Annotated in this window: 19 protein-coding genes and 1 tRNA gene; 5 read left to right on the forward strand and 15 right to left on the reverse strand. The window is 71.5% G+C overall.

The window, feature by feature from the left end; all coding sequences use genetic code 11:
* Positions 1 to 14: 14 nt before the first annotated feature.
* The 3 genes from N5I75_RS06550 to N5I75_RS06560 form a co-directional block, all read right to left on the reverse strand.
* Positions 15 to 899, reverse strand: a complete 885-nt coding sequence (locus N5I75_RS06550; RefSeq protein ID WP_476675248.1) for an SCO1664 family protein — start codon at positions 897 to 899, stop codon at positions 15 to 17.
* Complete coding sequence (locus tag N5I75_RS06555) at positions 863 to 1453, reverse strand: DUF3090 domain-containing protein (RefSeq protein ID WP_476675250.1); 591 nt, start codon at positions 1451 to 1453, stop codon at positions 863 to 865. The genes N5I75_RS06550 and N5I75_RS06555 overlap by 37 nt, the downstream gene beginning before the upstream one ends.
* A 101-nt stretch (positions 1454 to 1554) precedes the next feature.
* A complete protein-coding gene (locus tag N5I75_RS06560) occupies positions 1555 to 2241 on the reverse strand; it encodes a histidine phosphatase family protein (protein ID WP_476675252.1) in 687 nt (228 codons plus the stop codon).
* 62 nt (positions 2242 to 2303) lie between these two features.
* Between N5I75_RS06560 and corA the strand changes: the two genes are divergently transcribed.
* On the forward strand, positions 2304 to 3305 hold the full coding sequence (gene corA / locus N5I75_RS06565; RefSeq protein WP_476675254.1) for a magnesium/cobalt transporter CorA: 1002 nt from the start codon (positions 2304 to 2306) through the stop codon (positions 3303 to 3305).
* A gap of 20 nt (positions 3306 to 3325) precedes the next feature.
* Here corA and N5I75_RS06570 read toward each other — a convergent pair whose 3' ends face one another.
* Positions 3326 to 4114 (reverse strand): ferritin-like domain-containing protein, encoded by a 789-nt coding sequence (locus N5I75_RS06570; RefSeq protein WP_476675256.1) that lies wholly within the window; start codon positions 4112 to 4114, stop codon positions 3326 to 3328.
* Between the two features lie 228 nt (positions 4115 to 4342).
* Positions 4343 to 5398 (reverse strand): LLM class F420-dependent oxidoreductase, encoded by a 1056-nt coding sequence (locus N5I75_RS06575; RefSeq protein WP_476675258.1) that lies wholly within the window; start codon positions 5396 to 5398, stop codon positions 4343 to 4345.
* 144 nt (positions 5399 to 5542) lie between these two features.
* Between N5I75_RS06575 and N5I75_RS06580 the strand changes: the two genes are divergently transcribed.
* Positions 5543 to 6526 (forward strand): aldo/keto reductase, encoded by a 984-nt coding sequence (locus tag N5I75_RS06580; RefSeq protein WP_476675260.1) that lies wholly within the window; start codon positions 5543 to 5545, stop codon positions 6524 to 6526.
* Positions 6523 to 8832, forward strand: coding sequence for a helix-hairpin-helix domain-containing protein (locus N5I75_RS06585; RefSeq protein WP_476675262.1), 2310 nt, complete (start codon positions 6523 to 6525; stop codon positions 8830 to 8832). The genes N5I75_RS06580 and N5I75_RS06585 overlap by 4 nt, the downstream gene beginning before the upstream one ends.
* Before the next feature lie 32 nt (positions 8833 to 8864).
* Here N5I75_RS06585 and N5I75_RS06590 read toward each other — a convergent pair whose 3' ends face one another.
* Positions 8865 to 9608 carry a hypothetical protein gene (locus N5I75_RS06590; protein ID WP_476675264.1) on the reverse strand — a complete coding sequence of 248 codons (744 nt, stop codon included), beginning with the start codon at positions 9606 to 9608 and terminating at the stop codon, positions 8865 to 8867.
* Positions 9609 to 9655: 47 nt separating this feature from the next.
* Here N5I75_RS06590 and N5I75_RS06595 point away from each other — a divergent pair, with 47 nt between their 5' ends.
* Entirely contained in the window at positions 9656 to 9844 is a 189-nt protein-coding gene (locus tag N5I75_RS06595; protein WP_111666225.1) for a DUF5703 family protein, read from the forward strand.
* 95 nt (positions 9845 to 9939) lie between these two features.
* Here N5I75_RS06595 and N5I75_RS06600 read toward each other — a convergent pair whose 3' ends face one another.
* The 3 genes from N5I75_RS06600 to N5I75_RS06610 all read right to left on the reverse strand — a co-directional run bounded on the left by N5I75_RS06600 (position 9940) and on the right by N5I75_RS06610 (position 12631).
* The gene (locus tag N5I75_RS06600) at positions 9940 to 10755 is read right to left on the reverse strand and encodes a chaplin (protein ID WP_476675267.1); all 816 of its coding nucleotides are present in this window, start codon (positions 10753 to 10755) and stop codon (positions 9940 to 9942) included.
* Positions 10756 to 10919: 164 nt separating this feature from the next.
* Positions 10920 to 11153: a chaplin ChpH gene (gene chpH, locus N5I75_RS06605; protein WP_394435331.1), complete on the reverse strand. Its 234-nt coding sequence runs from the start codon at positions 11151 to 11153 to the stop codon at positions 10920 to 10922.
* A 152-nt stretch (positions 11154 to 11305) separates the two neighbouring features.
* A complete protein-coding gene (locus N5I75_RS06610; RefSeq protein ID WP_476675269.1) occupies positions 11306 to 12631 on the reverse strand; it encodes a M20/M25/M40 family metallo-hydrolase in 1326 nt (441 codons plus the stop codon).
* Positions 12632 to 12827: 196 nt separating this feature from the next.
* On the opposite strand from N5I75_RS06610, the gene N5I75_RS06615 reads away from it, so the two are divergent.
* Positions 12828 to 12912 (forward strand) — tRNA-Leu (locus N5I75_RS06615).
* Positions 12913 to 12963: 51 nt separating this feature from the next.
* Here the strand turns inward: N5I75_RS06615 and N5I75_RS06620 are convergent.
* From N5I75_RS06620 to tal, 6 genes are all read right to left on the reverse strand, one after another.
* Entirely contained in the window at positions 12964 to 14673 is a 1710-nt protein-coding gene (locus tag N5I75_RS06620) for a carbohydrate binding domain-containing protein (protein ID WP_476675271.1), read from the reverse strand.
* A gap of 183 nt (positions 14674 to 14856) precedes the next feature.
* The gene (gnd, locus tag N5I75_RS06625; RefSeq protein WP_476675273.1) at positions 14857 to 15741 is read right to left on the reverse strand and encodes a phosphogluconate dehydrogenase (NAD(+)-dependent, decarboxylating); all 885 of its coding nucleotides are present in this window, start codon (positions 15739 to 15741) and stop codon (positions 14857 to 14859) included.
* 6 nt (positions 15742 to 15747) lie between these two features.
* Positions 15748 to 17409, reverse strand: a complete 1662-nt coding sequence (gene pgi, locus N5I75_RS06630) for a glucose-6-phosphate isomerase (protein ID WP_476675275.1) — start codon at positions 17407 to 17409, stop codon at positions 15748 to 15750.
* The gene (gene opcA, locus N5I75_RS06635; protein WP_476675277.1) at positions 17402 to 18472 is read right to left on the reverse strand and encodes a glucose-6-phosphate dehydrogenase assembly protein OpcA; all 1071 of its coding nucleotides are present in this window, start codon (positions 18470 to 18472) and stop codon (positions 17402 to 17404) included. Before opcA ends, pgi begins: the two co-directional genes overlap by 8 nt.
* Positions 18469 to 20001, reverse strand: a complete 1533-nt coding sequence (gene zwf / locus N5I75_RS06640; RefSeq protein ID WP_476675279.1) for a glucose-6-phosphate dehydrogenase — start codon at positions 19999 to 20001, stop codon at positions 18469 to 18471. The genes opcA and zwf overlap by 4 nt, the downstream gene beginning before the upstream one ends.
* A complete protein-coding gene (gene tal / locus N5I75_RS06645; protein WP_476675281.1) occupies positions 19998 to 21137 on the reverse strand; it encodes a transaldolase in 1140 nt (379 codons plus the stop codon). Before tal ends, zwf begins: the two co-directional genes overlap by 4 nt.
* Positions 21138 to 21174: the final 37 nt, after the last annotated feature.

The raw sequence follows: 21174 nt of genomic DNA on the forward strand, positions 1-21174 counted from the left end.
GGCGAACCCGCTGGTCAGATGGGCGGCCACGGAATCGCCGGCCACTCCCCGCTCGGCTCCCGGTGCCGGCCGGACTTCAGCAGCGCGGCGACCCGCTCCCGCAGGGCCTCCAGCTCGGCGCCGGTGATCAGCCCGGCGAGCCGGACCGCGAGCGGCTCGCCGTCCCGCAGCCGCTCGCGCAGCGCTTCCAGGGCGGCGGTGGCCTCGTCGGTCAGCGGCTCACCGGCCCAGCCCCACAGCAGGGTGCGCAGCTTGTCCTCGACGTTGAAGGTGACCCCGTGGTCGATGCCGTAGAGGTGCTTGCCGGCGTCGACGAGGAGGTGGCCGCCCTTGCGGTCACCGTTGTTGATCACGGCGTCGAGGACGGCGAGGCGGCGCAGGCGCGCGTCGTCGGCATGCACGAGCAGCGCGGTGCGCCCCTCCTCGACCTCAGCGAACCCGATGGCCTTCCAGCCCTCGGCGGGCTCTTCGGCGTCGACGAGGGCAAGAAGCTCGTCACCGTCCCCGGCGTCTGCGGCGTCTGCGGCGTCCCCAGCGTCACTGTCGTCACCCGCGTGATCGTCGGGCCCGTCGATCCACAGCTGGCACATGCCCTCGCCGTACGGCCCGTCGCGCAGCACGGTAGGCGGTACGAGCGCCCAGCCGAGCGCCTCGGAGACCTCGTACGCGGCGACCTCGCGCTGGGCGAGCGTCCCGTCGGGGAAGTCCCACAGGGGGCGCTCGCCGCGCACCGGCTTGTAGACGCAGCGCGCTTCCCGGCCCTCGTGGGTGACGGTGCAGAGCAGGACGGCGTTGGAGGCCTCGCGGATCTGGCCCAGTACGCGCAGCTCCCCCTCGGCGAGGAGCGTGAGATCCCGGTCGCTCACGCGCCGCGCCGGTATCCGTTCTGGCGCGGGCATACGTGTCCCTCCGGGTCGAGCGGCAGGCTGCACAACGGGCACGGCGGGCGGCCCGCGTTGACGACGTCGAGAGCGCGCTTGGCGAAGGCGCGGGCCTGGGTGCCGGTGAGGCGGACCCGGAGCATCGGCGGGCCGTTCTCCTCGTCCTGGAGAAGCCTTTCCTCGGCTTCGGCCAGGTCCTCCTCGGACTCGGCGTCCACCTCGACGAGCGCCTGCGCCTCGACGATCATGCGCTCCTCGTCGCCGTCCCAGGCGAGCGCCATGGTGCCGACGCGGAACTCCTCGTCGACGGGCGCCTCCAGGGGCGCGGTGTCGGAGGCCTCGCCCGGGACCACGGCGGGCACCGGCGCGTTGCCGCCGCTGCGCCGCACGACCTCGTCGAGCAGTTCCTCCATGCGCTCGGCGAGCGCGGCGACCTGGGTCTTCTCCAGCGACACGCTGGTGACCCGGGTTCCTGCCGAGGCCTGCAGGAAGAAGGTGCGGCGTCCGGGGAGCCCGACCGTACCGGCGACGAACCGCTCCGGGGGGTCGTAGAGGAACACCTGACGGGACACGTCCTGACTCCATGGGATTCGGGGAACGACTGATCAGCTCCGGCCGCGGACGACAGGACCCGACCGTGTTGACGGCTGCTTCACCCTACTGCGGCCGACGATCACGGTGCGCCCGCGCCGCCCCCGACGGGAGCGTCCGGGCTCTGCGGTTCCTCGCGCGGCGCCAGGGAGGCGAAGTCCCCGGTGTCGCCGAGGCGTACGAGAAAGGGGCGCAGCCGGGTGTAACGGATCGCCGTGATGGAACACGGTTCGACAGAGATCCGCTGAAAGAGGTCCAGATGCAGCCCGAGGGCGTCCGCCACGAGCGACTTGATGATGTCTCCGTGGGAGCACATCAGATACACGGCGTCGGAGCCGTGTTCCCGCGCCACGCGCGCGTTCCACTCCCGTACGGCCTCGGCGGCCCGGTGCTGCATCTGCCGCATCGACTCCCCGCCGGGGAACGCGGCGGCGGTCGGGTGCTGCTGCACGACCTCCATGAGCGGTTCGTCGGTGAGTTCGGCGAGCTTGCGCCCCGACCAGTCGCCGTAGTCGCACTCACCGATGCGGTCGTCGGTGGCCACGGGGGTGTCGGGGCGCGCGGCGAGCAGCGGCGCGAGGGTCTCGTGGCAGCGCTGCAGGGGGCTGGTGACGATCTGCGCGAGCGGCAGGTCCGTCAGCCGCCCGGGCAGCGCCGCGGCCTGCGCGGTGCCCCGCTCGTCGAGGGCCACGCCGGGGGTCCATCCGGCGAGCAGACCCGCGGTGTTGGCGGTGGAGCGTCCGTGCCGGACGAGAATCAACGTGGGCATACGGATCAGCCTAGGCGCACGCGCGCGTGCGGCTCCGTCGCCCCCTGGGGAGAATGCGCCTCATGATCGTCGACTGTGCCGTCTACCGGGACGGGTGCCGGACCGAGGGCCCGTCGGACTTCTCCGACGCGCTCGACCAGGCGCGGTCGACCGGGGACGCCTTCGTGTGGATCGGTCTGCACGAGGCGACGGAGGACGAGTTCGAGCAGGTCACGCAGGAGTTCGGGCTGCATCCGCTGGCCGTGGAGGACGCGCTGAAGGCGCATCAGCGGCCGAAGCTGGAGGTCTACGACGACTCGCTCTTCGTGGTGCTCAAGCCGGTCGTGTACGAGCCGAAGAGCGACAAGGTGTCCTCGGGCGAGCTGATGCTGTTCCTGGGCGACTCGTTCGTGGTGACGGTGCGGCACGGCGAGGGCGCGCCCCTGAAGGCCGTACGGCAGCGTCTGGAGGCCGATCCGGACCTGCTCAAGCAGGGGCCGACGGCGGTGCTGTACTCGATCGCGGACGCCACCGTCGACCACTACCTGGAGGTCGCGAACGAGCTGCAGACCGACCTGGAGGAGCTGGAGACGGAGGTCTTCTCGCCCGACGGCGGCGGTTCGCGGGACACGGCGTCGCGGATCTACACCTTCAAGCGGCAGGTCCTCGAATTCCGCCGCGCCACGGTGCCGTTGACCCTGCCGCTCGAACGGCTTTCCGGTGTGGGCCCCTGGGGGCTCGCGAAGGTGCCGTTCGTGAACGAGGACGCGCGGCCGTTCTTCCGCGACGTGAACGACCACCTCACCCGGGTCAACGAGTCCGTGGACGGCCTGGACCGCCTGGTCTCCGACATCCTCTCGGCGCACCTGGCGCAGATGAGCGTGCGGCAGAACGACGACATGCGGAAGATCTCGGCCTGGGCGGCGATGGCGGCGGTGCCCACGATGATCGCGGGCATCTACGGCATGAACTTCGACCACATGCCCGAGCTGCACTGGGTGTGGTCGTACCCGGTGGTGATCGCGGTGATGGTGGTCCTGGAGTGGGTCCTGTTCCGGATGTTCAAGAAGCGCGGCTGGCTGTAGCGCGGGCACGCGCGCGTGGGTCAGACGAACTCGACCGCCGTGGTCGCGGGCCCCCCGAGCGCGTCCCTGCGCCGCGGCATCTCCAGGGAGACCATGCGGCGCCAGCCGCCCGCGCGCTCGTACGCGTACATGGCGCGGATCCCGGCGGCGAGCAGGGCCGCCTTCGGCCGCGGCCAGCCGAGGATGCGGCCCATGTGGTCCATGACGGCCAGGCTGACGTCCCGGTAGACGGCGATCTCCGCCAGGGCGCACTCGCGCAGGGTGCGCTGGATGGTGCGGCCGTGGCCCGCGTAGGCGAAGCGGAGCAGTTCCTCGTGGCAGTAGGCGAGGTGGTTGTCCTCGTCGTGGGAGATCATCTTGACCGCGCGGCCGAGGTCGGGGTCGTCGGCGAAGTGCTTGCGCAGCATCCGCATCTGCTCGGAGGCGCGCTGCTCGGTGACGCGGCTGTGCGCGAGGTAGGTGACGATGTCCGGCACGGTGAGCGGCTCGTCGCGCTTGAGCCGGCCGTGGGCGAGTCCGATGCCGTGCTGTTCGAGGAGCATCGTGTAGTCGGTCTCGGGCGGTACGGGGACCGGGCCGAGGCCGCGCTTCCTCATCAGGGCGTTGAAGATGCGCCCGTGCTTGTCCTCGTCGGCGCCGTGCCGGGCCACCTTGGGGGCGAGGGCCCGCTCGCCCTCGGGGACCAGGGCGGCGATGCGGCCGTTCTCCCAGCCGCCCTGCGACTCGCCGCTGGCCGCGATGGAACAGAACAGCCGGAACGACTCGTCGTTGTCGATGATCTCCTGGAACAAGCTTCTGGCCGACAGCACCCTGGGACCTCCCTGCCTCCGCACCGCATCCGGTGTTCCGCAAAGTACGAGTCAAATGCGGTGCAGGGAGTGGGGCAACAGGTGTGACGGCCAACTCGGCCGAACGGAGGAGGCGCGGCGTCGGAGGCGGGCGTAACCACGCGCGCGATGGCGCGTTGTTCCCCGTGACGGCCGTGGCGGGGAAGACCCCCCGAGCCCCCACCACGGCCGCGGAACCAACCCCTCCCGCTACGCCAGCCCGGCGCGCTCCAGCGCCTCCGTGCCCGCGCGCAGGGCCGCGACCCGCTCGTCGAGTGTGAAGCCCGCCGGGTTGATGGTCAGGGTGGTGACGCCGGCCGCCGCGTAGGCCTGCATCCGGTCGGCGATGCGGTCCACGGAGCCGAGCAGGGTCGTGGAGTCGATGAGCTGGTGCGGGATGGCCGCCGCCGCGCCGTCCTTGTCGCCGCCCAGGTACTTCTGCTGGATCTCGGCCGCCTCCTTCTCGTAGCCCATGCGCTGGGCGAGGCGGTTGTAGAAGTTCTGCTTCGGGCTGCCCATGCCGCCGACGTAGAGCGCGGTGTACGGGCGGAAGAAGTCGGCGAGGGCGGCGACGTCCTTGTCGGCGCCGACCGCGAGGGGCAGCGTCGGGCAGACGTCGAAGCCGTCCATCGTCCTGCCGGCCTTCTCGCGGCCCGCGCGCAGGTGCGTGATCGTGGTCTCCTCCAGGTGCTCGGCGGAGGGGAAGATCAGCAGGGCGCCGTCGGCGATCTCGCCGGTCTGCTCCAGGTTCTTCGGGCCGATCGCGGCGATGTAGAGCGGGATGTGCTCACGCTGCGGGTGCAGGGTCAGCTTGAGGGGCTTGCCGGGTCCGTCGGGCAGCGGCAGCGTCCAGTGGGCGCCGTCGTAGGAGACCCGCTCGCGGCTCATCGCCTTGCGGACGATCTCGACGTACTCGCGCGTGCGCGCCAGCGGCTTGTCGAACTTGACCCCGTACCAGCCCTCGGAGACCTGCGGCCCGGAGACGCCGAGGCCGAGCCGGAAGCGGCCGCCGGAGAGCGAGTCGAGGGTGGAGGCGGTCATCGCCGTCATCGTGGGCTGGCGGGCCGGGATCTGGAAGATGGCCGAGCCGACGTCGATGCGCTCGGTCTGCGCGGCGACGTAGGCGAGGACGGTGGCAGCGTCGGAGCCGTACGCCTCGGCGGCCCAGCACACCGCGTAGCCGAGTTTGTCGGCCTCCTTCGCGACGGCCAGGTTGTCCGCGTCCATGCCCGCGCCCCAGTACCCGAGATTGATGCCGAGCTTCATTGACCACATCCCCTTATCGCCGTGCGGATCCGCTGGCTTACCCATCGGTAACGTGCCTTGCCCGGCACCCTAGCGCGACCGGCCCGGCGAGAGTTGTCCACAGGGTCGCCACTTCCCGACCTTCGGCCAGTAATCTCAGCGCCCATGGAGCAGAGGCATCTCGGCCGCACCGGTCTGCGCGTGTCCCGCATCGGGCTCGGCACCCTCACCTGGGGCCGGGACACCGACGAGCACGACGCCGCCGACCTGTTGAAGACCTTCTGGGAGGCGGGCGGCACGCTCGTCGACACGGCCGACGTGTACGGCGACGGCGAGTCCGAGTACCTGCTCGGGCGGCTCGTCGAGGGCCTCGTGCCGCGCCGGGATCTCGTCATCTCCACGAAGGCGGGCTGCGTGCCCGACCCGGACCGGCGCTTCGACGGCTCGCGCGGCCATCTGCTCGCCGCGCTGGACGCCTCGCTCGCCCGCCTCGGCACGGACTACGTCGACCTGTGGCAGGTCCACGCCTACGACACGGAGACGCCGCTCGACGAGACGCTCCAGGCCCTCGACATCGCGGTCGGCAGCGGCCGGGCGCGGTACGCGGGCGTCTCCAACTTCTGCGGGTGGCAGCTGGCCAAGGCGGGCACCTGGCAGCTCGCGGCGCCCGGGACGCGCACCCGGCTCGCCAGTACGCAGATGGAGTACTCCCTGCTCCAGCGCGGTGTGGAGCGCGAGGTGCTGCCCGCCGCGCTCGACCTCGGCATCGGCCTCCTGCCGTCCTCGCCGCTCGGCCGTGGCGTGCTCACCGGCAAGTACCGCTCGGGCACCCCGACGGACTCGCGGGGCGGCTCCGACCACATGGCGCCGTTCGTCGCGCCGTACCTCGACGAGGCGGCCGGGCACGTCGTGGACGCGCTGGCCATAGCCGCGGACGGGCTCGCCGTGACGCCCCTGCACGTGGCCCTGGCCTGGGTGCGGGACCGGCCCGGGGTGGCCGCGCCGATCATCGGCGCGCGCAACGCGCAGCAGCTCTCCGAGGCGTTGTCAGTGGAGGCGCTTAGTCTTCCTGACGAGATCTGCCAGGCGCTCGACGACGTGTCGGCGCCCGTGCACCGCTATCCCGATCAGGACTGGAGCACGTTGTGAGTACGGAGTCCGCCGCCGCGGAGAACGAGTCAGGGGCGAGCCCCGACGCCGAGGCTGAGGGCGCGAAGGGTGCCGTGGGCACCGGGGGCGCCGAGGACTCAGCGGGTGCTGTGGGCGCCGGGGGCGCGACGGAAGCCGAGGGCGCCGAGGGGTCGGCCAGTGCTGAGGGTGCCGAGGGGTCGGCAGACACCGAGGGCGGCGAAGACTCGGCGGGTGCCGAGGATGCCGAGGGCTCGGCGGGTGCTGAGGGGGGCGCGGACGCCGAGGGCTCCTCGGGTGGGGCACAGTTGTCCGAGGCCGAGGCGGAACTCGCCGCTCAGCGGGCGCTTCGGGAGCGGATCGCGGAGCGGAAGGCTGCCAAGGAGGGGCCGGTCGACGCCGGGGGCAAGCTGAGCGGGACGGCCGCCGATCTGCTGGCCGCCGTGCGCGCCGTGGAGAGCGGCGAGAAGCCCGCCACCGTGTTCGCCGAGCCGGAGCGCGGGCCGCGCCGGGTCGTCACCGCCGAGCCGGTACGCAGGCCCGCCCCGGTCGCGCCCGCCGTGGACGCCGGGCCCGACGCCGGGACGGTGGACGCGGTGCGGGCCGTGCTGGCCGAGGGCGGGGCGCCCGACACCCTCGCCGTGCCCGCCGCCCGCGCCCTCGGCGAGGACGCGGACGAACGGCTCCGCGCCGACCCCTGGCAACTGCTCCGCCTCAGCGGCGTACGCCCCGAGCAGGCCGACGGGTTCGCGCGGGCGCTGCTGGGCGCGGAGTGCGCCCCGGACGACGAGCGGCGCGGCATCGCCGTCACCGTCTGGCTGCTCGAACAGGCCACCGTGGCCGGACACACCGCGCTCGACCTGCCCGTGCTCGTCGAGGCGCTCGGCAAGCGCGGCGTGCCGCGGCCGGACGCCGCCGTGGAGAGCGCCGTGGCGGAGGGCGAGGCGCTGCTCTTCCAGGACGCCCTGGACGACGCGCCCGAGCCCGCTCCCGCCCAGGACGACGACGAGGGCGAGGAGGCCGCCGAGCGGCCGGTCCGGGTCCTGGTCGGCCTGGAGCGGACCGCGCTCGCCGAGGAGAGCCTCGCCGACGGTCTGGCCCGCCTGATCAACTCCGCGCCCAAGGACGGCCGCGCGGCCGGTCCCGGGTGGGAGGAGGCCGCCGTCGCCGCGGGCGGCAGCACGGCCGAGCTGATCCGCGCCGTGCACACGCACTCCCTCATCCTGCACACCGGCGGCGAGGCGGCCCGCACGGAACCGCTCGCCGCGGCAACCGCCGCCGCCCGCCTGGGCCTGCGGGTGTGCGTCGCCGCGCACAGCACGGACGGCCGGCGCCGGGCCGCCCGGCAGCTCGGCCCGGACGCGCCCGAGTCCGCCACGGCGACGGTCGCGGGCCTGCTCGCCCAGACCGAGGGACCCGGCCGGGACACGGACGGGGCCATCGCCGTGGACCTGCTCGTCGTCCTGGACGCGCCGCAGCTGGACGTGGACGCCGCCGCGGTGCTCGCCGAGTCGCTCCCCGACGGGGCGTGCCTGCTGCTCAGCGGCGACCCGGGAGTGCTCTGGTCGGCCGGTCCCGGCCGGGTGTTCGCCGACCTCGTCGCGGCCGGGATCTGCCCCCGCGTCTCCTCCCGTACCCCGGACCCCGGGCCGATCGGCGAGCTGGTCTCCGGCATCGGCATCGGCGAGCTGAACCAGGTCGAGGCGCCGGGCAAGGAGGTCGTCATCGTCCCCGTGCGGGACGCGGCGGAGGCCATCCACCGCACCGTCCAGCTCGTCGCCGACTCGGTGCCGCGCGCGATCGGCGTGCCCGCCGAGGAGACCCAGGTGATCACCCCCGGGCACGGCGGCGCGGCGGGGACACGCGCGCTCAACGCGGCGCTCAAGGAGCGGCTGAACCCCGGCCCCGGCCGCTTCGGCGGCTTCGACCCCGGGGACCGCGTGGCCTACGTACCGGCGCCCGGGCGGGTCAGGACCGGCCGGGTGCTCGGGGCCGACGCGGAGGGGCTGCGCCTGGAGTGCGACGGCGAGCCCGTCCTCGTACCGAAGGAGCAGGTGGAGCGGGGCGCGGTCCGGCACGGCTGGGCGCTCACCGCCCACCAGGCGGTCGGCCTGCGCAGCGCCGCCGCCGTCGTGGTCCTCCCCGGCGACGCGACGCAGGCGCTGAGCCGCCCCTGGGTCTACACGGCGTTCGGACGCGGCGAGCGCCACCTCTCGGTCGTGCACGGCGCGGACGCCGCGCTGCCGCGCGCGGTGGCGGAGATCCCCGCCAAACCGCGCACGACCCGACTGCAACGCCTGGTCAGGGCCCAGCTCCCCGAGGCGTGACAGGCCGCCGACCCCGGCCCCGGAGGGGCGGATCACCGATCCGCTTCCTCCAGGGGCTCGTCCTCGACGTCCTCCACGTCCTCCACGTCGATAAGCGCGTCCGGATCCTTCAACGGGGCCGCGACCGTCGCCGCGTCGGCGGCCTCGTCGTCATCGTCATCGTCGTCGAAGACCGCGCTGACGTCGAAGCGGCACACGACCCGTTGCGGGTCGGCCTGGTCGAAGGGGGCCTCCAGCCATTCGCCGGGTTCCGCCGGTTCGTCGGCGGCCAGGACCCAGAGGGTGGAGTCGCCCTCCTCCAGGCCGAACTCCTTGTGGCGCGAGGCGATCTCGTCGGGCTCGAACTCGCCGAAGAGGACGCCGAGCGCGGCGTGGACGCTGCTGCCCGCGCCGGTCGCCGACTCGGTGTCGATGTCCGGATCCCCGTCGAGGTCGGCGACCCGGCCGGCCTGGGCGAGAAGACGCTGCGACTCCACCACCGCGTAGTCGCGCCGGATGAGCACGCTCAGCGCGTTCGGTTCCTCGGGCCCGGTGTACGGCGGCAGCGAGTCCTCGGCCCCGGGGATCTCGAAGGGGGTGACCTCGTCGTAACGGTCGTAGAGGAGCTCGTCGTACTCCTCGGCCGCGGTGGCGAGCTGGTTGAACGCCTCGTAGACGGCCGGGTCGTCCTCCCCCGACCTGCGCTCGACGGCCGCCAGGTGGCGGTCGAGCGCGGTCTTGACCGCCTCGGCGGCGGCGCGTACCTCGGCAGCGGTGGGCTGCGCAGCATCAGACATGGTGCAGACGCTATCCGTACCGGGCCCCTGCCCGCACAATAGATGCGATGCCGGAATACGAATTTGTCGACGTGTACGTACCGCGCGGGGTGTCCCGCAAGGATGCGACGCGTCTGCTGACAGACCATGCAGAGTACGGACACTGGGAGTTGGACCGATTGAGCCTGCGCCGCGACGGCAGTCGCCGCGTACGCCTGCGTCGGCGGATCATCCGTCAGGTACGGGCCACATGGTGACCTGAAACCGGGGGAACGAGGAACGGAGCGGACCCCCGTGCGGGGCCCGCTCCGTTCCTGTTGCCTGCTGCTTGCCGTCTGCCGGACTCAGTGCGTCAGGCGTTGGCCCGCGCACGCCGGTACAGCACCGCGCCGGCGAGGAGCGCGCCCGCGCCCACCGGGATGGCCGCGCCGAGCGGCAGCGAGCTGCCGGTCATGGCGAGCTCGGACTCGGACGCCGCGGGACCCTCGACGATGCTCTGCGCCTCGGGACGGTTCGGCGTCCCGGGCTTCGCCTTGTCGCCGACGAAGTGGCCGCCGCGGGTCTCCGGGCTGCCCGGCGTGCCGGGGTTCTCGGGGCTGTCGGGGTTCTCGGGGGTGCCCGGCTCGTGCGGCTCCGCCGGGGGCTGCCCGGGCTCGCCGGGCTGCTCGGGGGTGTGCTCGGCGGGGTTGCCGCAGCCGTTGCCGAAGACCGGGTTGCCGATGCCGATCACGTTGACCGAGTTGCCGCAGGCGTTGGCGGGCACGTCGACCGGGGCCTGCACGTTGTTGCCCGAGCCGACGCCCGGTGAGTTGCTCGTGGAGCCCTGGGCCTGCGAGTCGCTGCCGTACCCGCCGTCGTGCGAGCCGCTGCCGCCCCGGTCGCCGCCCTTGCCGCCGTGGCCCTTGCCGCCGCTGTCGCTCCCGTGGGAGGCCTCGCCGCAGTTGTTGCCCATGGCCGGGTTGAGCAGTCCGACGACGTTGACCGTGTTGCCGCACAGGTTGACCGGCGCGTGCACGGGAGCCTGGACCTCGTTGCCGGAGGCGACGCCCGGAGAGTTCGCCGCACCTCCTTGCGCGCCCGCGTCGGCGTGCGCGTATCCACCGGTGACCGCGAGCACGCCGCTCGCGGCCGCCACGGTGATCAGGCCTTTGCGTGTGACCTGTCGCATAGCTGTTTCCTGCCTTCAAACTCTGCCCAAGCACTACCGAAGGCGCGGGCACTACCGAAGGCGCGGGGCCGGTTGCGCCGCGCCGAAAGCCCTTCGGCCCCGGAGCGCACGAGCGCGCTCCGGGGCCGAAGGCTCAGACCCTCAAGGGATGAGGCACAACAACGTCAGTCGTTGACGCAGGTGTTGCCGAAGGCGGGGTTCAGCAGCCCGATCACGTTGACAGTGTTGCCGCAGACGTTCACCGGCACGTGGATGGGCACCTGGACGACATTGCCCGACAGCACACCGGGAGAGTTCACGGCGGCACCCTGGGCACCGGCGTCGGCAGTGGCGATGCCCGCACCCGCGAGCACGAGGCCACCGGTGGCAGCCACGGCGGCGACGACCTTCTTGATCATTGTTCCTCCTCATTGGCAATGCAGTCCCAGCCGCGGACTGCACTCCCTGTAACGAGGGGGAAGTGAAGGGGCTACGAGCTGATCGCTCCTTTCACTCTTTCCGGGCAACTACGTACAGCCGCACGAATGTTGACGTACACACGAGGTTGACGTCAGGAAGCGTCGATGAACCGGTCGAGCACGCGGACGCCGAACTTGAGGCCGTCGACCGGAACACGCTCGTCGACGCCGTGGAACATGCCCGCGAAGTCCAGCTCCGGCGGCAGCTGGAGCGGCGCGAAGCCGAAGTTGCGGATGCCCAGCTCGACGAAGGACTTGGCGTCGGTGCCGCCGGAGAGCATGTACGGGATGGTCTTGCCGATCGGGTCCTCGGCGGCGATGGAGGTCTGCATGGCCGCGACGAGCGCCCCGTCGAAGGGGGTCTCCACGGCCTTGTCGGCGTGGACGTCCTCGCGCCGGACCTGGGGGCCGAGGATGCGGTCGAGGTCGGCGAGGAACTCGTCCTCGTGCCCCGGCAGGAACCGGCCGTCGACGTGGGCGGTGGCCTCGCCCGGGATGACGTTGACCTTGTAGCCGGCGCCGAGCTGCGTCGGGTTCGCCGTGTTGCTGAGGGTCGCGCCGATGAGCTTGGCGATGCCGCCGAGCCGGGCCAGCGTCGACTCCATGTCCTCGGGGTCGAGCTCGGTGCCGAGCGCGTCGCCCAGCTCGTCGAGGAAGGCGCGGGTGGTCTTGGTGACGCGGACCGGGAACTGGTGGCGGCCGAGCCGGGCGACGGCCTCGGACAGCTCGGTGATCGCGTTGTCCCGGTGGATCATCGACCCGTGCCCGGCGGTGCCGGCCACGGTCAGCTTCATCCAGTGCATGCCCTTCTCGGCCGTCTGGACGAGGTAGAGCCTGCGCTGCTCGTTCACCGTGAAGGAGAAACCGCCGACCTCGCTGATCGCCTCGGTCACGCCCTCGAACAGGTCGGGGTGGTGGTCGACGAGGTGGTGGGCGCCGTAGGTGCCGCCCGCCTCCTCGTCGGCGAGGAAGGCGAGGACGATGTCGCGCGGGGGCTTGCGTCCGGTGCGCAGCCGGTCGCGGACGACCGCGAGGGTCATCGCGTCCATGTCCTTCATGTCGACGGCGCCGCGGCCCCACACGCACCCGTCGGCGACCTCGCCGGAGAAGGGGTGGTGGGTCCAGTCCACCGCGTTGGCCGGTACGACGTCGGTGTGGCCGTGGATGAGGAGGGCGGGCCGCGACGGGTCCTCGCCCTCGATGCGGGCGACCGTGGAGGCGCGCCCGGGGTGGGACTCGAAGATCTTCGGCTCGAGGCCGACCTCGGCGAGCTTCTCCGCGACGTACTCGGCGGCCTTGCGCTCGCCCGGACCCGAGTGGTCGCCGTAGTTGCTGGTGTCGATCTGGATCAGTTCACGGCAGAGGTCGACGACCTCGTCCTGTCCGGAGACGGCCCTGCCCGTGCTCGACTCGCTCACGCTTGTTCCTCTCTCCCAGTGGATCCCCCTCATCCTCTCTCCACGGGGGCTCGCGCCCAAGGCCGGGCCCTGTCCGTCACGCGCCGTTCACAGGACGCCCGGCCGGGTGGGAGGCGTGATCGGGGCACTCGGAATCCCTGGTAATGTTCTCTGTGTCGCCGCGGGAAACACCCCGCAAAGAGGCGGCAGACACCTTGTCCGGGTGGCGGAATGGCAGACGCGCTAGCTTGAGGTGCTAGTGCCCTTTATCGGGCGTGGGGGTTCAAGTCCCCCCTCGGACACAGCGAAAGACCCCAGATTCCTCTGGGGTCTTTTTGTTTGGCTGGTACGGCTCAGCCGGTGAAGCCGGCCGTGATCCTGGTGAACTGCCAGGTGTCCTGGTTGATGCCGGAGCAGTTCTCGGCGACGCCGCCGCCCGCGCACGGACGGTCGCGGTTGACCGACCAGAAGGCGAGGCGGGCGATGTGCTTGCTGTTCGCCCAGTCCTTGATCTGCGTCCAGATGGCGGGGGTCGTGACCTCCTGCTGGTCGCTGAGGCCGTTCATCCCGGAGATCCCGAGGTGGGCGTAGGCCGTGGTGTCGTCCCAGCCGTACACCGACTTGAGCTTGTTCTTCAGGCCCTCGGCGGCGTTCACGGTGTTGCCGTACATGTCGGCGCCGCCGCCGAAGTCGAACGGCATGATCGTGAAGACGTCGATGTTGGCGTTGAGCGCCTTGGACTGCTCGATGAGGCGGTTGCCCCAGGAGGTCGGCCCGGTGGTGGAGGTGCCGAAGGTGAGGATGGTGCGCAGGCCCGGGTTGTTCGCCTTGACGATCTTCAGGGCGTTCAGGATGCGGTCCTGGACCGTCGCGTTCTCGAATTCGTCGGTGTTCTCGATGTCGACGTCGATCGCCTTGAGCCCGTAGGCGTCGATGACCTTCTGGTACGCGCCCGCGAGCGCTTCCGGGGTGGAGCAGTTGGGGCCGAGCTTGTTGCCGCTCCAGCCGCCGATGGACGGGACGATGTCACCGCCCGCGGCGCGGATCGCGTTGATCGCGGTCTGGTCCTGGCCGCCGGTGAGCGGGCGCTGGCCGTCCCAGGCCGGGTTGCAGCCGCCCGAGGAGAGGATGAACGCCATGGTGAACCACTTGACGCCGGTCGCGTTCATGACAGTCGTGGGGCTCGGCGGGTCGCCCCAGCCGGTGTAGAGGTAGGGCGCGGCCTGCTTGAAGCCGGGGCCGGGGCCCGTGCCCGCGTCGGTGGTCACGTTGACGGTGTTGGAGGCGGGTGAGCTGTTGCCCGCCGCGTCGCGCGCCTTCACGGTGAGGCTGTACGCGGTCGACGGGGAGAGTCCGGAGACGGTGCCCGAGGTGCCGCTGAACGTCGCGAGCTTGTTGCTGCCGCCGGAGTAGACGTCGTAGCCGGTGACGCCGACGTTGTCGCTCGCCGCGCCCCAGGACAGGGAGACGCTGCCGGAGGTCTTGCCGGTGACGGTCAGGCCGGCCGGGGCGGTCGGGGCCTGGGTGTCGGTGGAGCCGCCGGGCCCGTCGAGGCTGAGGTCGTCGGCGTAGTAGGTGCCCTGGCCGTACCAGCCGTGGGTGTAGAGCGTGGCGCTGGTCTGCGAGGCGCCGGTGGTGAACTTCACCGTGAGCTGCGTGTACGTGGACGGGGACTGGGTCCACGTGGAGGCGCCGCCGTCGACGCCGAGGTAGACGTAGGTGCCGCGCACCCACCCGGAGAGGGTGTACGCGGTGTTCGGCTGGACGGCGACGGTGCGGCCGCACTTGGCGTTGTCGCTCGCGCTCGCGGCGCCCGCGAGGGCCTTGCTGCCGCCGTGGACGGGGCTGGAGACGACGGAGCCGAGGTTGCCCGTGCAGCTCCAGGAGCCGAGCGAGCCGGACTCGAAGCCGGGGTCGGACAGGACGTTGGCCGCCTGCGCCGTGCCGGGCAGCGCGACGGCGCCGGCCAGGGCGAGGGCGGCGGAGCCGACGAGGGCGAGGAGGCGGGTTCCGCGGGTGCCTGCGGTGCGTCTTGCGCGGTCTTGCGTCCGGTGTGGGGACACGCGAACTCCCTGCGTTCGAGGGGGTACTTGGGGACGTGCGCGAACCGTGGAGGTCCTGTGGCCCTCATAAGTTGGTATGGACCAATGCCGTTGTCAAGACCTCTCGCCCGCTGAGCGAAGCCCCTCCGGGAACGCCGAAGCGGCCCCGGTCCGCTGGGGACCGGGGCCGCTTCAGGTACGTGCTCAGTGCTCCTTGACGGACTCGACCGCGTGGCCGCCGAACTGGTTGCGGAGCGCGGCGATCATCTTCATCTGCGGCGAGTCCTCCTGGCGGGAGGAGAAGCGCGCGAAGAGCGAAGCCGTGATCGCCGGCAGCGGCACCGCGTGGTCGATGGCCGCCTCGACGGTCCAGCGGCCCTCGCCGGAGTCCTGCGCGAAGCCGCGCAGCTTGCCGAGGTGCTCGTCGTCGTCCAGGGCGTTGACCGCGAGGTCGAGCAGCCAGGAGCGGATGACCGTGCCCTCCTGCCAGGAGCGGAAGACCTCGCGCACGTCGGTCACCGAGTCGGCGGCCTCCAGGAGCTCCCAGCCCTCGGCGTAGGCCTGCATCATGGCGTACTCGATGCCGTTGTGGACCATCTTGGAGAAGTGGCCGGCGCCGACCTTGCCCGCGTGCACGGAGCCGAAGTCGCCCTCGGGCTTGAGCGCGTCGAAGATCGGCTGGACCTTCGCGATGTTCTCCTCGGCGCCGCCGTACATCAGCGCGTAGCCGTTCTGCAGGCCCCAGACGCCGCCGGAGACGCCGCAGTCGACGAAGCCGATGCCCTTCTCGCCCAGCTCGGCGGCGTGCTTCTCGTCGTCCGTCCAGCGCGAGTTGCCGCCGTCCACGACGACGTCGCCCTCGGAGAGCAGCTCCTTCAGCTCGTCGACGGTGGACTGGGTCGCGGCGCCCGCGGGGACCATCACCCACACGACGCGCGGGCCCTCGAGCTTCTCGACGAGCTCGGAGAGGGAGGCGACGTCGGAGACCTCGGGGTTGCGGTCGTAGCCGATGACGGTGTGGCCCGCGCGGCGGATGCGCTCGCGCATGTTGCCGCCCATCTTGCCCAGACCGATGAGACCAAGCTGCATATCAGTTCACTTACCTTCGGTGGTACGGCCGCGCAGCGCGCGGTAGGTGTCGACGAGGGACTGGGTGGAGGCGTCGAGGCCGGGAACCTCGGCGCCTTCGGTGAGTGCGGGTTCGACGCGCTTGGCGAGGACCTTGCCGAGCTCGACGCCCCACTGGTCGAAGGAGTCGATGTTCCAGATCGCGCCCTGGACGAAGACCTTCTGCTCGTAGAGGGCGATGAGCTGGCCGAGGACCGAGGGGGTCAGCTCGGTGGCGAGGACCGTCGTCGTGGGGTGGTTGCCCTTGAACGTCTTGTGCGGAACAAGGTCCTCGGCGACGCCCTCGGCGCGCACCTCGTCCGGCGTCTTGCCGAAGGCGAGGGCCTGGCCCTGCGCGAAGAGGTTGGCCATCAGCAGGTCGTGCTGGTCCGCCAGCGGGCCCAGCTCGTCGACCGGCTTCGCGAAGCCGATGAGGTCCGCCGGGATGAGCTTCGTGCCCTGGTGGATGAGCTGGTAGTAGGCGTGCTGACCGTTGGTGCCGGGGGTGCCCCAGACGACCGGGCCGGTCTGCCACTCCACCGGGCGGCCCTCGCGGTCCACGGACTTGCCGTTGGACTCCATGTCGAGCTGCTGGAGGTAGGCCGTGAACTTCGACAGGTAGTGGCTGTACGGGAGGACCGCGTGCGACTGGGCGCCGTGGAAGTTGCCGTACCAGACGCCGAGGAGGCCGAGGAGCAGCGGCGCGTTGGCCTCCGCCGGGGCCGTGCGGAAGTGCTCGTCGACGAGGTGGAAGCCGTCTAGCAGCTCGCGGAACGCGTCCGGGCCGATGGCGATCATCAGGGACAGGCCGATGGCCGAGTCGAAGGAGTAGCGGCCGCCGACCCAGTCCCAGAACTCGAACATGTTGGCCGTGTCGATGCCGAAGTCGGAGACCTTCTCGGCGTTGGTCGACAGGGCCACGAAGTGCTTGGCGACGGCGGACTCGTCGCCGCCGAGCCCGGCGAGCAGCCAGGCGCGGGCGGCCTTGGCGTTGGTGATCGTCTCGATCGTGGTGAACGTCTTCGAGGCGATGATGAACAGCGTCTCGGCCGGGTCGAGGTCGCGGACGGCCTCGTGCAGGTCGGCGCCGTCGACATTGGAGACGAACCGGAAGGTGAGGTCGCGGGCCGTGAACGGGCGCAGCGCCTCGTAGGCCATGGCGGGGCCGAGGTCGGAGCCGCCGATGCCGACGTTGACGACGTTCTTGATGCGCTTGCCGGTGTGTCCGGTCCACTCGCCCGAGCGGACCTTGTCGGCGAAGACGGCCATCTTGTCGAGGACGGCGTGCACCTTCGGGACGACGTTCTCGCCGTCGACCTCGATCACGGCGTCGGCCGGGGCGCGCAGGGCCGTGTGGAGCACGGCGCGGTCCTCGGTCGTGTTGATCTTGTCGCCGCGCAGCATGGCGTCGCGCTGCCCGAACACGTCGGTGGCGGTGGCCAGCTCCTGGAGCAGGGCGAGCGTCTCGTCCGTGACCAGGTGCTTGCTGTAGTCGATGTGCAGGTCGCCGACCTGGACGGTGTAGCGCTGGGCGCGGCCCGGGTCGTTCGCGAACAGCTCGCGCAGGTGCGTGCCGTTGAACTTCGCGCGGTGGTCCTCAAGGGCGGTCCACTGCGGGCGGCGCGTCAGGAGCGGGGTGGTGTCAGGCATGGTCTACGGACTCCTTGGAAGCCTTCGCGTTCTTCGTGGCCGGAGCGTTCTTCGAGGCCGGAGGGGTCGCCGGGGCCGAAGTGCCCACCGGGGCGGGGGCGTCCTTTGGGGCCGGCGGGGTCTTCTCGGCCTGCGGCGCCCGGGTGATCTCGGCGGCGTCGCCGCGCAGCGCGACGGCGTACATCTCGTCGGCGTCGAGGCGGCGCAGCTCCTCGGCGATCAGCTCGGCGGTGGAGCGGACCTTGAGGGCGAGGGTGCGCTCGGGCTGGCCCGGGAGGGTGAGCGTGGCGAGGGGGCCCTCGGGGCGGTCGATGCGGATGTCGCCGTTCGCGGTGCCGAGGCGGACCGCGGTGACGACGGGGCCGCCCGTGGTGACGCGCTCGACCTGGACGCCGAGGCGGGAGCCGAGCCAGCGCGCGAGCAGCTCGGCGCTGGGGTTCTCGGCCTCGGACTCGACGGCGGCGGAGACGATGTCGGCGCGGGCCTGGTCGAGGGCGGCGGCCAGCATGGAGCGCCACGGGGTGAGGCGGGTCCAGGCCAGGTCGGTGTCGCCCGGCGCGTAGGACGCGGCGCGCCGGTCGAGAGCGGCCAGGGGGTCCTCGTCCGCGTACAGGTCGGTGATGCGGCGGGCGGCGAGCGCGCCGAGCGGGTCCTTGGCGGGCTCGTCGGGGCCGTCGACCGGCCACCACACGACGACCGGGGCGTCCGGGAGGAGCAGCGGCAGGACGACGGAGTCGGCGTGGTTGCCGACCTCGCCGTGCAGGCGCAGGATCACGGTCTCGCCGGTGCCCGCGTCGGAGCCGACCCGGACCTCCGCGTCGAGGCGGTTGCCCTGCCGGTCGCGCGGGGTGCGGGCGGTGCGCTTGATGACGACGAGGGTGCGGGACGGGTGCTCGCGGGACGCCTCCTCGGCGGCCTTGATCGAGTCGTACGCGTTCTCCTCGTCGGTGACGATCACCATCGTCAGGACCATGCCCACGGCCGGGGTCCCGATCTCGCGGCGCCCTTGGACCAGCGCCTTGTTGATCTTGCTTGCCGTGGTGTCGGTCAGGTCGATCTTCATGGCCTGCGCCAGCTCCGTCCGTCTCGTGCGAGCATCTCGTCCGCTTCCTTCGGGCCCCAGCTGCCCGAGGCGTACCGGGCGGGCGTGCCGTGGGTGTCCCAGTGCCCCTCGACCGGGTCGAGGATGCGCCAGGACTCCTCCACCTCCTCCGTGCGGGGGAAGAGGTTGGCGTCGCCCAGCAGGACGTCCAGGATCAGCCTTTCGTACGCTTCCGGGCTGGACTCCGTGAACGACTCGCCGTAGGCGAAGTCCATGGACACGTCCCGGATCTCCATCGAGGTACCCGGGACCTTCGATCCGAAGCGTACGGTCATGCCCTCGTCGGGCTGGACGCGGATGACGATCGCGTTCTGGCCGAGTTCCTCGGTGGCGGTGGAGTCGAACGGGGAGTGCGGGGCGCGCTGGAAGACGACCGCGATCTCGGTGACGCGGCGGCCGAGCCGCTTGCCGGTGCGCAGGTAGAAGGGGACGCCCGCCCAGCGGCGGTTGTCGATCTCCAGCTTCACGGCGGCGTAGGTGTCGGTCTTCGACTTGGGGTCGATGCCGTCTTCCTGGAGGTAGCCCTTCACCTGTTCGCCGCCCTGCCAGCCGGCCGCGTACTGGGCGCGGACGGTGGAGGTCTCCAGGTCGGCGGGGAGCCGGACGGAGCGCAGGACCTTCAGCTTCTCGGTGACGAGGGACTCGGCGTCGAAGGAGGCGGGCTCCTCCATCGCGGTGAGCGCCATCAGCTGGAGAAGGTGGTTCTGGATGACGTCGCGGGCGGCGCCGATGCCGTCGTAGTAGCCCGCGCGGCCACCGATGCCGATGTCCTCGGCCATGGTGATCTGCACGTGGTCCACGTAGGACCGGTTCCAGACGGGCTCGTACATCTGGTTGGCGAAGCGGAGGGCCAGGATGTTCTGGACGGTCTCCTTGCCGAGGTAGTGGTCGATCCGGAAGACCTGCTCCGGGGCGAACACCTCGTGCACGATCGCGTTCAGCTCCTTGGCCGACTCCATGTCGCGGCCGAAGGGCTTCTCGATGACGGCGCGCCGCCAGGAGCCCTCGGGAGCGTCGGCGAGGCCGTGCTTCTTGAGCTGCTTGACGACCTTGGGGAAGAACTTCGGCGGCACCGACAGGTAGAAGGCGTAGTTGCCGCTGGTGCCGCGCTTCTCGTCCAGCTCGTCGACGGCGTCACGGAGCTGCTTGAACGCGGTGTCGTCGTCGAAGTCGCCGGGGATGAAGCGCATGCCCTCGGCGAGCTGGGCCCAGACCTCCTCGCGGAAGGGGGTGCGGGCGTGCTCGCGTACGGAGTCGTGGACGACCTGCGCGAAGTCCTGGTCCTCCCACTCGCGGCGGGCGAACCCGAGGAGCGAGAAGCCCGGCGGAAGCAGGCCGCGGTTGGCGAGGTCGTAGACGGCGGGCATCAGCTTCTTGCGGGACAGGTCGCCCGTGACGCCGAAGATGACGAGCCCGGAGGGGCCCGCGATACGCGGCAGACGCCGGTCGCGCGGGTCCCTCAGGGGGTTCTGCCAGGCGGTGACGCTCACTTGGAGGAACCCTCCTGGACCGATTCCTTGCCCGCGAGGCGGGTCTGGACGGTGGCGAGCAGGTCGTTCCAGGCGATCTCGAACTTGGAGACGCCCTCGTCCTCCAGCTGCTTGACGACCTCGTCGTAGGAGATGCCGAGCTTCTCGACGGCGGCCAGCTCCTCGCGGGAGGCGTCGTAGGTGCCGGTGACGGTGTCGCCGTGGATGTCGCCGTGGTCGGCGGTGGCGAGGAGGGTGGCCTCCGGCATGGTGTTGACCGTGCCCGGGGCGACCAGCTCATCGACGTACAGGGTGTCCTTGTAGGCCGGGTTCTTGACACCGGTCGAGGCCCACAGCGGGCGCTGCTTGTTGGCGCCGGCGGCGGCCAGCTTGGCGGCGCGCTCGCTCGCGAAGACCTGCTCGTAGGCCTCGTAGGCGAGACGGGCGTTGGCGAGGGCGGCCTTGCCCTTGAGGGAGACGGCCTCCTCGGTGCCGACCTTGTCGAGGCGCTTGTCGATCTCGGCGTCGACGCGCGAGACGAAGAAGGAGGCGACGGAGTGGATGCCCGCGAGGTCGATGCCGCGCTCGTGCGCCTTCTCCAGGCCCGCGAGGTAGGCGTCCATGACGGCCTTGTAGCGGTCCAGGGAGAAGATCAGCGTGACGTTGACCGAGATGCCGAGGCCGATGACCTCGGTGATGGCCGGGAGGCCCGCCTCGGTCGCCGGAATCTTGATCATGACGTTGGGGCGCTCGACGAGCCAGGCCAGCTGCTTGGCCTCGGCGATGGTGGCCTCGGTCTCGTGGGCGAGGCGCGGGTCGACCTCGATGGAGACGCGGCCGTCACGGCCCTGCGTCGCGTCGTACACGGGGCGCAGGATGTCGGCGGCGGCGCGGACGTCGGCCGTGGTCATCATGCGCACGGCCTCCTCGACGGTGACCTTGCGGACGGCGAGGTCGGCGAGCTGGTCCTCGTAGCCCTCGCCGGAGCCGATGGCGGCCTGGAAGATCGACGGGTTCGTGGTGACGCCCACGACGTGGCTCTTCTCGATGACCTCGGCCAGGTTGCCGGACTCGATGCGCTTGCGCGACAGGTCGTCCAGCCAGATGGAAACGCCTTCGTCGGAGAGGCTCTTGAGGGGCGCGACGGCGTTGCTCATGTTCTGCTTCATCTTCTTTCGGGACAGCGTTCTAGCG

It is taken from the genome of Streptomyces sp. R818 (assembly GCF_056172735.1).